The following is a 13759-nucleotide window of genomic DNA, read 5'->3' as shown; positions in this document are numbered from 1 at the left end:
CGGGCCCTCGATTGCCTCCTGCCGGCGCTCGACGCGGCGGAAGCTGATTCTGTAGAAAGCATGAGGCAGGATAGCGCCTGCCCCACCCACCCTCGCCGCCCTGGCTCGATTTCAGCCCGGCTGCGCGAGGGCCACGGTCTTCGGCTCCAGGAAGGCCTCCATGCCGAAGAGCCCGAACTCCCTGCCGATGCCCGACTGCTTCACGCCGCCGAAAGGCGCGCTCAGCTCGGGCGTGACGCGGTTGACCAGCACCGTGCCGACGCGCAGCCGCGAAGCCACGTCCAGCGCGCGCTGCTGCTGCGAAGAGAAGACGTAGGCCTGCAGGCCGTACGGCGAGTCGTTCGCGATCTCCACCGCTTCGTCCTCGCCGTCGTAGCCGATCACCGAGAGCACGGGTCCGAAGATCTCCTCGCGCGCGATGTCCATGTCGTTGCGTACTCCCGCGAACACGGTGGGCCGCACGAACCAGCCCTTGTCGAAGCCGTCCGGGCGCCCCTCGCCTCCGGCCACGAGCGTCGCGCCCTGTTCGAGCCCGCGGCGGATGAAACGCTGCACGCGCTCGAACTGCGCCTTGCTCGCGAGCGGCCCGACCGCGGTGGCGGGATCGCGTGGATCGCCAACGCGCATGGCTGCCGCTGCCACGCGCAGGCGTTCGATGGCTTCCGTCATGCGCGCGTTCGGAATCAGCAGACGCGTACCGGCCACGCAGGCCTGGCCGTTGTTCATGAAGGCCGCGCCCAGTGCCATGGGCAGCACCGTGGCCAGGTCGGCGTCGTCCAGCACCACGGTGGCCGACTTGCCGGAGAGCGCGAGGCTCACGCGCTTCAGCGTTTCCAGGCCCGCGCGTGCGATGAGCTTGCCGGTGGCCGTGGACCCGGTGAACGAGATCCTGGCGATTGCAGGATGAGTGGCGATCTCGTCGCCCACGTCGCCGCCGCGCCCGAGCAGCACGTTGACGGCGCCTGCCGGCAGGCCGGCCTCATGCAGCGCCTCGGTCACGACCCGCGCCTGCAGCGGGCTGAACTCGCTGGGCTTTATCACCGACGCGCAGCCCGCGGCGATGGCCGAGGCCAGCTTGCTGCAGATGCTGCCGGCGGTGCTGTTCCAGGGCGCGATGAGGCCCGCGACGCCGACCGGCTCCATGCGCACGACGGCATCGCCCATGCGCCGTTCGAAGTCGTAGCCCTCCAGCATGCGTGCCGTGTCGGCGAAGCATTGCGAGGCGTAGTTGCTGACCCATCGCGAGCGGGCCAGCGGGCCGCCGTACTCCTCGATCGTGGCTTCGCAGATCTGCTCGGTGCGCGCCAGCACGGCGGCTTCGAGGCGCCTGAGCATGTCGATGCGCTGCGCCTTGGTGCTGCCCGCCAGCGCCGGCTGCGCCCGGCTCGCAGCCTCGATCGCGCGCTTCGCATCGTCGCGATTCGCCAGCGTCACGGTGCCGATCGGCTGCCCGGTGGCCGGGCTGAGTATCTCCAGCCGCTCGCTGCCCTGCACGGGCACGAAGGCGCCGTCGATGTAGGCCTGTTGGATGTTCCACATGGTCGTCGCTCCTGCGCTCAGGGCCTTGTCGACTCAGCCGCGCGCGGCGTCGATCACCGCCTTCGCGAAGGCCTCGGGCGCTTCCTGCGGCAGGTTGTGGCCGATGCCGCCGCTGACCAGCCGATGCTCGTAGCGACCCGAGAACTTCTTCGCATAGGCGCTGGGTTCCGGGTGCGGCGCGCCGTTGGCATCGCCTTCGAGCGTGATGGTCGGCACGCCGATCACCGGAGCCTTGGCGAGCCGGTCCTCGAGCGCCTGGTACTTGGCCTCGCCCTCCACCAGGCCGAGGCGCCAGCGGTAGTTGTGGACCGTGATGGCCACGTGGTCGGGGTTGTCGAGCGCCACGGCGCTGCGATCGAAGGTGGCGGCGTCGAAGTTCCACTTGGGCGACGCGGTCTGCCAGATGAGCTTGGCGAAGTCGTGGCGGTTCTTCTCGTAGCCCGCGCGGCCGCGCTCGGTCGCGAAGTAGTACTGGTACCACCACTGCAGCTCGGCCTGCGGCGGCAGCGGCACCTTGCCGGCCTCCTGGCTGCCGATCAGGTAGCCGCTGACCGAGACCAGCGCCTTCACGCGCTGCGGCCACAGCGCGGCCATGATGCAGGCGGTGCGCGCGCCCCAGTCGCAGCCGGCGACGGTGGCGACCTGGATCTTCAGCGCATCCATCAGCGCGATGATGTCGACGGCGACCACCGACTGCTGCCCGTTGCGCGGCGTGTCGGCCGACAGGAAGCGCGTGGTGCCGTAGCCGCGCAGGTACGGCACGATGACGCGGAAGCCCGCCGCCGCGAGCGCCGGTGCCACGTCGACGAACATGTGGATGTCGTAGGGCCAGCCGTGCAGCAGGATCACGGGCGCGCCGTTGGCCGGGCCCGCTTCGTAGTAGCCGATGTTGAGCGTGCCGGCATCGATGCTCTTGAGCGGTTCGAGACGCCGGGGCGCGCCGGCGGCCTGGGCGAAGGCCGGCGTGAGCGCTGCGAGCTGGGTGGCCGCGGCGCCGAGGGCGGCGGCTGCGAGGAAGGTTCTGCGGGGCAGTTGGAGCGACGATGTCATTGGGCTGTCCTGATCGATTGGTTCGTGGTGGAAGGGCTGACAGGTGCGAATGTCGCCCCTCGAACCGCCATTCGCCCGGCCCTGCGTATCGCTCTGTATCTGGCGCAGTTTTTTCAACAAAACATTTCGATGTCCGCCCCGTGCATGCCCCGCTCCGGGAACTTTCGGGTACGGCCGGCGCCGCTGGTTCACACCAGCCGCAGCCCCCCGTCGCACTCGATGACAGTGCCCGTGGTGTAGCCGTTCTCGATCAGGAACTGGATCGCATGCGCCACGTCCTGCGGCCTTCCCACACGGCCGACGGGCAGCGTCTCGACCTGCTGGCGGAACAGGTCGTCCTTCATCGCGGCGGGCACGCGGTTCCACCAGGGCGTGTCGACGAGGCCGGGCGACACCGCATTCACGCGGCTCGGCGCCAGCTCGCGCGCCAGGCTGCCCACCATCGCCTCGATCGCACCGTTGATCGCGGCCAGCCCCGCGGTGCCGGGCAGCGAGTTGCGCGCGGAGATCGCCGTCACGAAGGTCAGGCTGCCGCCCTTGCGCAGCACGCGCGCGCCGGCCTGCGCCGCCTCGAGCTGCGGCCAGAACTTGGCCTCGAAGCCGCGGCGCAGCGACTGCAGGTCGAGCTGCGCGAACTCGCCCGCGCCCTCGCCGCCGCTGAGCGTGAGCACAAGGTGGTCGACGGGCCCTGTGCTCTCGAAGAAGGCGTCGAGCTCGCCGCGGTTGCAGGCGTCGAAGGCCGCGCCGCTCACATTCGGGCCGAGCCCGCCGATCGCCTCCTGCAGCTTGGCGTTGTCGCGCCCCGTCGCGATCACGCGCGCGCCGGTCGCCGCCATGCGCCGCACGGTCTCGAGCCCCACGCCCGACGAGCCGCCGACCACCACCACGGTCTGTTGTTGTTCCTTCTGGGTCATGTCGATTCCTTTGAATGCTGCTGAAAGAGCCCTCAGGTTAGGGAGCGCGGCACTATCATTCAAATCGTTTGGAACCATGGAATACATCAATGAAAGTGATTTCAGGCGGCTCGACCTGAACCTGCTGCTGGTGTTCCACGCGCTGCTGCACGAACGCAGCGTCACGCGCGCGGCACAGCGCCTGTTCATCGGCCAGCCTGCGCTGAGCGGAGCGCTCAAGCGCCTGCGCGCCGCGCTGGGCGACGAGCTGTTCGTGCGCACCTCGCACGGCATGACGCCGACGCCGCGCGCGCTCGAACTCGCGCGCGTCATCGAGCCGCTGCTGCTGTCGCTGCAGCAGGCGCTGCATGCGCGGCCGGCGTTCGACCCGGCGAAGGCCGAGCGCGTGTTCCGCATCGGCTTGAGCGATGCGCTCGAAGTGGCGCTGATGCCGCGGCTCATGCAGCGGCTTGCCGAAGAGGCCCCGGGCGTGCGGCTCATCGCGCGCGAGGCCGACCGCACGAACGCGCCTGCAATGCTCGACGCGGCAGAGATCGAACTGGCGGTGGGCGTCTTCATCGACTGCGCCACCTGGCACCGGCAGCGCGCGCTCTTCGGCTGGAGCTTTGTCTGTGTCTACAACCCCGAACTCGTGAAGGTACGTGGAAAGAAAATCACGCTCGCCGAGTACCTGCGCCACCCGCACCTGCTCACCTCGTTCAGCGCCGACCTCAGCGGCCTCGTCGACGAACTGCTGCGCGAACGGGGGCACTCGCGCAAGGTCGTCTTCTCGAGCCGCAACTTCGCGACCAGCCCCTTCATCGTGCGGCAGATGCCCGCCATCACCACCGTGCCCACGTTCGCTGCCGCCACCTGGCGCGACGCGCTCGGGCTGGCGGTGAGCCCCTTGCCTTTCGAAACACCGGCTTACGAGGTCTCGCTGCTGTGGACGGCCGCGCGCGATGCCGATCCGGCCCTGCAGTGGCTCATCGGGCTCATGGCGGACACGTTCGGCGGCAAGCCCGTGCGCTGAGTTGATCCACAGCGCACTGCGCATTGACCGGAAGCGCAGCCTCCCGCACGCCCCGGGTGGAAACACCGATGATGTCGCGCCGTCGCATGCCTATCCTGCGGAGGCGCTTCCGGGCGCCTTCCAGGGAACCCACGGCATGAACGCACTCCACTTCAGCACGTTGCTCGAACACCCCGCCGACCGGCAGGCCTGCTGGGGCCGGATCAACACTTCCTACTTCGGCGCGCTGAGCGTGCAATGCCTGGACGCAGGCACCTTCGACGCGCGCATGGACGCCTACGAGCTCGGCCCGCTGGGCATGTTCATGATCGAGGCGCCCTCGCACCGCGTGGCGCGCCCCGACACGCGCAGCGAGATCGCGCTCGACGAGCACTACAAGCTGGTGCTGCAGCTCGAGGGCCACGGCCACATCTCGCAGCGCGACCGCGAGTTCCACCTGCACCCCGGCGACTGGAGCCTGTATGACCCGCGCGTGCCCTACGCCATCACCAACCCGGAGCGCTCGCGCCTGCTGGCCATCACCATCCCGCGGCAGCAGTTCAAGGGCATGAAGATTCCCGACCTGCACACCTGCGAGGCGCACACGCCCGCGATGCAGGGGCTCTACGCGGTGCTCGGATCCTTCCTCACCTCGCTGGCCGACCAGCTGCCCTCGCTGCCCAACGCGGTCGGCCGCTCGGTAAGCGACACGGTGCTGGGCCTGCTTGCATCCACGCTGGCCACGCACTCCGACGAGCAGTTCGGCGCCCACCCGGTGCCGGGCGTGCTCAAGGCGCGCGTGAAGCAGTTCGTGCACACGCACCTCGCCGACCCGGCCCTGTCGCTGGACCTCATCGCGCAGCAGTTGCGCTGCTCCAAGCGCTACCTGCACCGCGTGTTCGAGGACGAGGACCAGACGCTCGACCGCTTCATCTGGCAGATGCGCCTGGAGCGCTGCGGCGAGGCGCTGCGCAACGCCGCGGGCCGCCGCGCGTCGGTGTCGGAGATCGCCTTCGCCTGGGGCTTCAACAGCAGCGCGCATTTCTGCCGCGCGTTCAAGGCGCAGTACGGCGTGTCGCCGCGCGAGTTTCAGCGGCGCGAGGCGGAGAAGCCTGCCGCGTCGGCAATGCTGACGCACTAGGGCGCGACCGGGAGCGAGCCTTCGGGCTCCCCGGGCCCCTGAACCCCGCGGAAGTGCGCCTCCGTGGACGGGATAACCCCCTGCCGCAATCAGAATCTTCCGATGGCAGCCGTGCCGACGGGTCAGTCAAATCCGTGGCGCAGCGCTGCATGCAGCCTGCGATCCACAAGACCCCAGGAGGCAATCCATGTTCTTCAAGAAAGCCCGCGCGCTCATCCAGGCGCTGCGGATCGTTCCCTTGTTGTGCGCGTCGCTGTGCTTCGCCGGAACCCCGGCCGGCCAATGGAAAGACGGAATCTTCGTCGCATCGTGGCCCTTTCTCCTGAACACCTACACGTACAAGGTGTGGCTGCCTTCCGGCTACGGCGCCAGCGTTCTTTCGGGAGCGAAGATGCCCGTTCTCCTGCTGCTGCACGGCTGCACCTCGAACCCGGAGAACATGGCGGAGGTCAGCCGCATGAACGACATCGCGGACAGGGAAGGCTTCATCGTCGTCTATCCCAAGGAGCCGGTCGTGCGCAACCCGATGGGATGCTGGAACTTCTACAACCCCGAGAACCAGGCGCGCAACTCGGGCGAAGCCGGCGCGATCCACGGGATCCTGCAGGAGGTGATGACTTCCTACAGGAGCGTCGCGGACCGCCAGCGCGTGTATGTCGCGGGCATCTCCGCGGGAGGAGGCATGACGGCCATCATGGCCGCCTGCTATCCGGATGTCTTCGCCGCCGCGGCGATCCATTCCGGAGGGATGTACAAGGCCGCCACCGGCCCCGTCAGCGACATCGCGGTACTGCCGTTCGGCAGCATCTTCGACCCCGACGTGCGAGGCCAGGACGCCTGGGAATGCGGCGGCAAGCTCCGCCGCCAGGTGCCGATGCTCGTCTTCCACGGCACCACGGACATCGTGGTCAATCCGAAGAACGGCAGGCAGGCCGCCCAGCAGTTCGTCCAGACCAACGACCTCGCCGACGATGCCAGGGACAATGACTCCGTGCCCTACCAGAATCCGGCAGGCCAGGTTTCGTACGACGACGGATACAAGCGCAACAAGCCGAGCACCACGGAATCGATCGCCGAGACTCCGGAGAAGCGTGCCTACAAAAAGGAGACCTACATGAGCAGCGACAACAGCAAGGTCCTGGTCCAGATGTACACCATCGAAGGAATGAACCATGCCTGGAGCGGCGGCAAGCCGGGCATGGCCTTCAGCGACCCCAGGGGGCCCGATGCTTCGCAGATCAGCTGGGACTTCTTCAAGGCATATACGCTGGATGGCAACATCACCTCCAGGTAGGCTCGCGTCCTCTCCCGAGTAGCGACCTGCCACTTCCATGGCCCAGGACCCACCACTGCCGGACATCCCCTTCCACGCGATCGTCGAGCAGTCGCTCGCCGGGATCTACATACTGCAGGACGAGTGCTTCGCCTATGCCAACTCCACCTGGGCGGCATTGATCGGATACACGCCCGCGGAGATCATCGGCGTCCACCTGTCGCGCGCGGTTCCCGCCGACTTCCTTCCCGAGGTGCTGAGGCTGTATCACCTGAGGCTGGCCGGCACTCCGCCGAGCCTCCGGTTCGTCACGCGCGGCCTGCATCGCGACGGGCACACGGTGTACATCGAGGTACACGGCTCGCGCATGATGTTTCGTGGCCGGCCCGCGGTCATGGGCGTCGGCGTGGACGTCACCCAGCAGCTGCGCAACGAGCAGGAGCTTCGCGCATCGCAGGAGCAGCTGCGGGACCTCGCCGCGCACACGACCAGGAAGCTGGAGGAGCAGCGACAGGACATCGCCCGCGACATGCACGACGTGCTGGGCGGCATGCTCACGTCGATCAAGATGGATGCTTCGCGGGTGCTGAAGCGCACCGAAAGCGAAGAGACGCGCGAGCTGGTCAGAGGCATTCTGGGGCTGACGCAGGAGACCATCGATGCGGTGAAGCGCATGTCCGAGGCCCTGCGCCCGAGCGCGCTCGATCATCTGGACCTGTCGGTCGCGGTGCAGCGCGATCTGCAGGAGTTTTCCCAGCGCCACGGCATTGCCCACCAGGTCCACTCGCAGGAGATGTCCGTGCGCCTTTCGCCGAGACGGGCGCTTGCGGTCTACCGGGTCTTCAGCGAAGCGCTGACCAACGTGGCGCGGCACTCCCAGGCCGGATCGATCGAGGTTCACCTGGCTTCCATCGGAGACGAAGTCGTGCTCTCGATGAAGGACGACGGCCAGGGCTTCGACCCCGCATCGCTGCCCAGGCCCGCGCTCGGTCTGCTCGGCATGAGCGAAAGGGCGAGGGAGATCGAAGGCTCCCTGCGCATCGATTCCACGCCCGGCCGGGGAACGCGGCTGGAGCTGCGGGCTCCCCTGCTCTGAAAGCCGAAGGCAGCCGGATGATCGACCTGCTGATCGTTGACGACCACGCGATATTCCGCTTGGGCCTGCAACGGCTGATGCTGGACGAAAGCGACATCCGCGTGGCCGGCCAGGCCAGCAACTTCGCGCAGGCGCTCGAGCTGCTCCAGCAGTGCCGCTTCAGCCTGGTTCTGCTGGACATCAACCTCGAGGGCCGCAGCGGTCTCGACCTGCTCGCGTCGCTGCGGATCAGGTGGCCCCGGCTTCCCGTGCTCGTGCTGTCGATGTATCCGGAGACCCAGTACGCGCTGGTGGCCATCCGCGAAGGCGCGAACGGCTATGTCGCCAAGGACTCTGAGCCGACGGAACTCATGGGGGCGATACGCCTGGTGGCCGGAGGCGGCCAGTACGTGAGCAGCGGACTCGCGTCGCAGATTCACCAGCAGGGCCGGGGCATCGACATGCGCCCACCCCACCAGCGGCTGACAACGCGCGAGCACCAGATCATGCTGATGCTGCTCAAGGGGATGTCGCTGACGCACATCGGCGAGGAGATGCTGATCAGCGTGAAGACCGTCAGCACCCATCGCGCGCATCTGCTGGAAAAGCTGGGTGTTTCGAGCACTGCCGAACTTGTCCTCTATGCCGTGCGGAATGGCCTGATCCATTGACCGCGACGCGGTACGCGGTGCCGCACATGACGAAAGCGTAATCGCGGCGTCGGCTTCTCCGGCAGGCAGACTTCCTAGAGTCGGTTCCACCAACTCAACAGGAAGGAACCTTTCGTGAAACGCACCCTGCTCGCCCTCGGCACCCTCGCCTTCTTCTCCACCGCCTTCGCGCAACAGCCACACGCCCACAGCGCCGAAGCCGAGGCCGACTTCGACAGCAAGCCGCAGGCGACCGCCGAAGCGAAGAAGAACAGCAAGCAACCCGGCGCGGTGCGCATCAAGGACGGAGGCACCGCGCGCGGCGAGGGCTCTGCCGTGCCGGCACCCAGCAAGACGGAGAAGGCCGGCGAAGCCCGCGCCGAGGCGCGCGAAGCCAGGCCGCACAGCCTGCCCAAGCCGGGTGGCACGCCGAAGTAAGGAAAGTCTTCAGGCCGCCGCGAGATAGCTGCTGTGCAGTATCTCCGGCCGGCTGCGCAGTTCCTCCGACGAACCCGCGAAGGCCATGCGACCGCGCTCCAGCACGTAGGCCCGGCTCGACACCGCGAGCGCCACCGTCGTGAACTGCTCGATCAGCAGCACGCCCACGCCTTCGCGCGCGACCTGCTGCACCACCTCCACCAGCCGCTTCACCACCGTGGGCGCGAGTCCCAGCGATAGCTCGTCGATGGCCAGGTAGCGCGGCTTGCCGATGAGCGCCTGCGCGATGCAGACCATCTGCTTCTGCCCGCCCGAGAGCGAGCGCGCGGGCAGCGCGAGCTTCACGCGCAGTTCGGGAAACACCGCGAGCACCTGTTCCACTGCGTCGGCCACGCGTGCCGCCGGCAACGCAGTGGCGGCTGCGCGCAGGTTGTCGAGCACCGAGAGATCGCCGAGCACGCGATGCCCCTCAGGCACCACCGCCACGCCGAGCGCGCGCACGCGCTCGGGCCGCTGGCCGTGCAGCGCATTTCCTTCGACCTCGATCCGGCCGCCGGTCAACGGCAGCGCACCGCCGATGGCCATCACCGTGCTCGACTTGCCCGCGCCGTTGGCGCCCAGCAGCGCCGTCACCTCGCCGGGAGGCACCTGCAGGTCGATGCCGTGCAGCACGGCCTTGCCGCCGCGCTGCAGGCGCAGATCGTTCACGCTGAGCATGATGTGCTTGTCACTCCGTTCCGAGATAGGCCTTGCGCACGGCCGGGTCGTCGAGCACCTCGCGCGTGGGCCCCAGCGCGAGGCGGCGGCCGAAGTCGAGCACCAGGGTCTGCGTGCAGGTGGAGGCGATCAGGTCGACGTCGTGGTCGATCAGCAGCACCTGCGCGCCGCAGAAGGCGTGCACCGAGCCGATCACGCGGCGCAGCGCGCCGGCTTCCTGCTCGGTGAGGCCCGCGCCGGGCTCGTCGAGCAGCAGCAACTTGGGCGCGCCGACCAGCGACTTGGCGATCTCGAGCATGCGGCGCTGGAACAGGTTGAGCCGATGGCCCAGCACCGTGGCCGCGTCGAGCAGGCCGGTGTGCGCCAGCGCGCGCGTGACCTGCGCCACCGCATCGCCGCGCGCATGCGGCACATGGTCGAGCAAGGCACGCACGTTGTCCCACACGCTCAGGTCTTCCACCACCTGCTCGGTCTGGAACGAGCGGCGCAGGCCGAAGCGCACGCGCTCGATGGGCTTCAGGCCCAGCAGGTCGGCACCGTCCACCGCGACCGTGCCGCTGCGCGGCAGCACCAGGCCGCTGAGCACGTTGACCAGCGTGGTCTTGCCCGCGCCGTTGGGGCCGATGAGGCCGCACACCGGCGCGTCGAGTTCGGCAGTGAGCGCGTCGATGGCCTTGACGCCGCCGAAGGCGACGGTGAGATCGCTGATGCGGATCATGGCGCTGCGTCCTTGCCCGCACCCGGGAGCCGTTTGCGGACCGCGTCGATCAACCCCGCCAGTTGCCCTGCAATGCCGCTCGGCGCGGTGATGAGCGCATGCAGCAGCGCCACACCGAAGAAGATCATCGCCAGATAACCGTTGACGCCGAAGTCCGTCAGCAACGCAGGCACCGCCCGCAGCAGCAGCCCCGCAATCAGCGCGCCGGCCCAGTGATAGACACCGCCCACCACCGTGAGCGCGAACAGCATCACCGAATCGCCCGCGGTGAAGGCACGCCCATCGAGCTGGCCCACGCCGCCCGCGAGCAAGGCACCCGCCACGCCGGCGCAGAAGCCGGCCAGACCGAAAGCCCAGGTCTGGTAGCGCAGGATGTTCACGCCGGCCGCCACGGCCGCCGCCTCGCCGCGACGGATCAGCGCCCACGAACGCCCGGCGCGCGTGCGCCGGTGCAGCTCGATCAGCGCCAGCACCGCCGCCAGCCACACGGCCACGTAGCGGAAGTACGCCGCGTCGGACAACGCCAGCGCGGGCCGGGGCATCATGAGCCGCTCGCTGCCGAACACGCGGCCCAGCCAGCCGGCGCCGCCGTCAGGAAAGCCCGTGACGTTGATGACCACCTGAAAGCCGCCCGCCATCATCATCGTGACGAGCGCCAGGTACAGCCCCTTGAGCCGCAGCGCCGGCAGCCCCGCGAGCATGCCCACCACGCACGACAGCGTCCCGCCCGCGAGCACCGACAGCTCGAAGGGCCAACCCAGCCCGTGGCCCGCGCGCAGCGCGATCCAGCCGCCCGCACCGAGCAGCGCGTACTGGCACAGCGACACCAACCCGAGCTGCCCGTAGAGCAGTGCCACGCCGGCTGCCGCGATCGACAGTGCGAGCGATGACGTGAGCGTCTTGATCCAGTAGGCATTGGCCAGCCATGGCACGACAAGGCCGATGAGCAGCACGCAGCCCACCATCACCGCCAGCGAAATGCGCGCGCGGCGCGAGGCTTCGGCGAGCGAGGCGGGCAGCAGTTCCTGCACCGGCATCGCTACTGCAATGGTCGAAGAAGCGCTGTTCATGCCTGCTGAGTCCCCGTGCGATAGAACACGATCATCGCCAGCGCGATGAGGAACGGCGTGGCCGTGCGGAACGAGGCGAAGCCCGGCACCGTGATCGCCAGCGCCTCCAGCACGCCGATGGCGATGCCGCCCGCCACGGTGGCCGGCAGCGAATGCAGCCGCCCGATGATGGCCGCCGCGAACGCGGGAATCACCAGGAAGGTCAGCAGCGTGGCCTGCAGCCGCACGATGTTCGCGAGCAGCAGGCCGCACACGCCGGCGAAGGCGCCGCTGAGCACCCAGGCCACCGTGTCCACGCCCAGCACGCGAATGCCGAGCAGCGCGCTCAGGTCGCGATCGTTGGCCAGCGCGCGCATCTTCAGGCCCACGCGCGTCTTCGACAGCAGCAGGCCGACCCCGCCCATCATCAGCACGGCCAGCGCGAGCCCCAGCGCGCGCGTGTGGGTGAGCCGCACGTCGACCTCGCCGAGCACGAAGTCGATGGCGCCCGCGTCGGTCGGCAGCACCAGCCGGCGCGGCTGCTCGCCCCAGTACCACTCGGTGAAACCGACCACCACCAGCGCGAAGCCCAGCGTGGCGATGCTGCGGATGGTCGGGTCGCGGTGCGAGAGGCGCGGCGCCAGCAGGCGGCCGTAGGCCAGCGAGAGCAGCATCGCCGTGACGATGGCCGCGCACCACGCAAGGCCCTGCGGCCAGTCGGCCTCGAGCATCGACCAGGCCACGTAGGCGCCGATCGCGCCGATGGCACCGAACGCGAAGTTCAGCACGCCCGACGAGCGGTAGAGCACCACCAGCCCCACGCCAGAGAGCGCATAGACCGCGCCCAGGCCCAGGCCGGAGATGACGAAGGGCAGGTATTCCTCCATGGCAGGGCGCGCCTACTTCAGGCCCATCTTCTGCTCGTCGGCGCGGATGTCGACCAGCTCCGGGTCTTCCGCCGTCAGGCAGCCACCGGGCGCGAAGCGCCAGCCGTTGCCGTCGGGGCTGGCGACCGGGCCGCTGTTGTTGGCGTTGTGGCGGTTGCCGCTGCCCACGTAGAAGGGCTTGCAGAGGATGTCGCTCTTGAAGTCGCTCACCTTGCGCAGCGCGTCGGTCACGCTCGCGCGGTCGATCTTCTTCGGGTCCATCTTCAGCAGTGCCTGCGTGACGATGCGCGCGGCCAGGTAGCCGGCCTGCGAGAAGGTGTCGCGCGGGTCGCTCTTCGCGCCGTACTTGTCCATCACCGCGAGCCAGTTCCTGTTGTCGGGGCCGGCCGATTCGAGCGGGTTGAATTCGAGGTTGACGTCGAAGTTGCCCTTCCAGTAAGGCCCGATGGCCTTGGGCACGTCGGCGTTGTAGGCCGGCGCGGCCGACACGAAGCGGATCTTCTTGCCGATGTTCTGCTGCTCGGCGGCGGCCAGCATGGGCACCAGGATGCCCTTGGGCACGTTCATGATGATGGTGTCGGGCTTCTTGGCGGCAGCCTGCAGCATGGTCGATGTCGCGTCGGCCGAGCCGGGGTCGATGGCGATGGTCTCGACCTCCACGCCGTTCTTCCTGCCCCACTCCTTCGGGCCTTCGCAGGCCCAGTTGCCCAGGCTGGGGATGTTCGGAATGATGCAGACCATCTTCTTCGCCTTGTACTTCTGCGCGGCGTACATCGCGGCGATGGTGGCCGACACGCGCGGCCCCGCGTTCACCGGCACGTAGTTGCGCGCGTTGAAGCACTCGCGCGGCACGCCGGTGCCGGCGATGACCATCACGCCCTCGTCGGCGTACATCTTGGCGTTGGCGCCGCACTCCACGAAGCTGGTGCTGCCCGCGAGCGCGACCACCTTGCGGTCCTTCACGAGCTTGGAGGCGACCTGCGCGGCGGTCTCGGGGTTCCACTGGTCGTCGACCACGATGTAGTCGACCGGGCGGCCGTTGATGCCGCCGTTGGCGTTCACGCACTTGAAGTACGCGGCCGCCGCCTGACCCGAGGCGCTGAAGTCGTCGGGGCCGGTCTTGCCGACCACCGCACCGATGGGAATGGGCTCGCCCGTGGCGGGCTTGCCGGTGTTGAGGCCGCAGTCGGGGCCCGACTGTGCCCATGCACCGCCCGCGCCTGCGATGCCCACAGCGCCGACCGCGAAGGTCAGCGCAATCTTCTTCTGGATCTTCTTCATGATGGATGTCTCCTTTTCTTGTGACCGGAACCCGGC

The 13759-nt window shown here is 68.6% G+C and carries 14 protein-coding genes; 6 read left to right on the top strand and 8 right to left on the bottom strand.

Features of this window, described 5'->3' with window-relative positions; all coding sequences use genetic code 11:
* Window positions 1–111: 111 nt before the first annotated feature.
* The 3 genes from BMY35_RS31800 to BMY35_RS31790 form a co-directional block, all read right to left on the bottom strand.
* Window positions 112–1539, bottom strand: coding sequence for an aldehyde dehydrogenase family protein (locus tag BMY35_RS31800; RefSeq protein ID WP_093207158.1), 1428 nt, complete (start codon window positions 1537–1539; stop codon window positions 112–114).
* Between the two features lie 33 nt (window positions 1540–1572).
* Window positions 1573–2589, bottom strand: coding sequence for an alpha/beta fold hydrolase (locus BMY35_RS31795; protein WP_093207155.1), 1017 nt, complete (start codon window positions 2587–2589; stop codon window positions 1573–1575).
* Between the two features lie 188 nt (window positions 2590–2777).
* Window positions 2778–3503: an SDR family oxidoreductase gene (locus tag BMY35_RS31790; protein WP_093207153.1), complete on the bottom strand. Its 726-nt coding sequence runs from the start codon at window positions 3501–3503 to the stop codon at window positions 2778–2780.
* Window positions 3504–3579: 76 nt separating this feature from the next.
* Between BMY35_RS31790 and BMY35_RS31785 the strand changes: the two genes are divergently transcribed.
* The 6 genes from BMY35_RS31785 (at window position 3580) to BMY35_RS31760 (ending at window position 9071) form a co-directional block, all read left to right on the top strand.
* On the top strand, window positions 3580–4515 hold the full coding sequence (locus tag BMY35_RS31785) for a LysR family transcriptional regulator (protein WP_093207150.1): 936 nt from the start codon (window positions 3580–3582) through the stop codon (window positions 4513–4515).
* A gap of 136 nt (window positions 4516–4651) precedes the next feature.
* Window positions 4652–5635, top strand: a complete 984-nt coding sequence (locus BMY35_RS31780; protein ID WP_093207458.1) for an AraC-like ligand-binding domain-containing protein — start codon at window positions 4652–4654, stop codon at window positions 5633–5635.
* Window positions 5636–5822: 187 nt separating this feature from the next.
* Window positions 5823–6929, top strand: a complete 1107-nt coding sequence (locus BMY35_RS31775; RefSeq protein ID WP_093207148.1) for an extracellular catalytic domain type 1 short-chain-length polyhydroxyalkanoate depolymerase — start codon at window positions 5823–5825, stop codon at window positions 6927–6929.
* 37 nt (window positions 6930–6966) lie between these two features.
* On the top strand, window positions 6967–8004 hold the full coding sequence (locus BMY35_RS31770; RefSeq protein WP_093207145.1) for a PAS domain-containing sensor histidine kinase: 1038 nt from the start codon (window positions 6967–6969) through the stop codon (window positions 8002–8004).
* A 17-nt stretch (window positions 8005–8021) separates the two neighbouring features.
* Entirely contained in the window at window positions 8022–8654 is a 633-nt protein-coding gene (locus BMY35_RS31765; protein ID WP_093207143.1) for a response regulator, read from the top strand.
* 114 nt (window positions 8655–8768) lie between these two features.
* Window positions 8769–9071 carry a hypothetical protein gene (locus BMY35_RS31760; RefSeq protein WP_093207140.1) on the top strand — a complete coding sequence of 101 codons (303 nt, stop codon included), beginning with the start codon at window positions 8769–8771 and terminating at the stop codon, window positions 9069–9071.
* Window positions 9072–9080: 9 nt separating this feature from the next.
* Here BMY35_RS31760 and BMY35_RS31755 read toward each other — a convergent pair whose 3' ends face one another.
* Genes BMY35_RS31755 through BMY35_RS31735 form a run of 5 tightly spaced genes read right to left on the bottom strand, consistent with a single transcriptional unit; the run spans window position 9081 to window position 13723 of the window.
* Window positions 9081–9791, bottom strand: a complete 711-nt coding sequence (locus BMY35_RS31755; protein ID WP_143080783.1) for an ABC transporter ATP-binding protein — start codon at window positions 9789–9791, stop codon at window positions 9081–9083.
* A 7-nt stretch (window positions 9792–9798) separates the two neighbouring features.
* Complete coding sequence (locus BMY35_RS31750; RefSeq protein ID WP_093207135.1) at window positions 9799–10506, bottom strand: ABC transporter ATP-binding protein; 708 nt, start codon at window positions 10504–10506, stop codon at window positions 9799–9801.
* A complete protein-coding gene (locus BMY35_RS31745; RefSeq protein WP_371287218.1) occupies window positions 10503–11576 on the bottom strand; it encodes a branched-chain amino acid ABC transporter permease in 1074 nt (357 codons plus the stop codon). Before BMY35_RS31745 ends, BMY35_RS31750 begins: the two co-directional genes overlap by 4 nt.
* Window positions 11573–12442 carry a branched-chain amino acid ABC transporter permease gene (locus BMY35_RS31740; protein ID WP_093207130.1) on the bottom strand — a complete coding sequence of 290 codons (870 nt, stop codon included), beginning with the start codon at window positions 12440–12442 and terminating at the stop codon, window positions 11573–11575. Before BMY35_RS31740 ends, BMY35_RS31745 begins: the two co-directional genes overlap by 4 nt.
* A 12-nt stretch (window positions 12443–12454) precedes the next feature.
* Window positions 12455–13723: an ABC transporter substrate-binding protein gene (locus tag BMY35_RS31735; RefSeq protein WP_093207127.1), complete on the bottom strand. Its 1269-nt coding sequence runs from the start codon at window positions 13721–13723 to the stop codon at window positions 12455–12457.
* Window positions 13724–13759: the final 36 nt, after the last annotated feature.

This window comes from Variovorax sp. YR750 (genome assembly GCF_900109805.1).
Classification (GTDB): Bacteria; Pseudomonadota; Gammaproteobacteria; order Burkholderiales; family Burkholderiaceae_C; genus Variovorax; species Variovorax gossypii.
The sequence above is the reverse complement of the archived record's forward strand: the minus strand, read 5'-3'. Positions and strand labels throughout refer to the sequence as shown.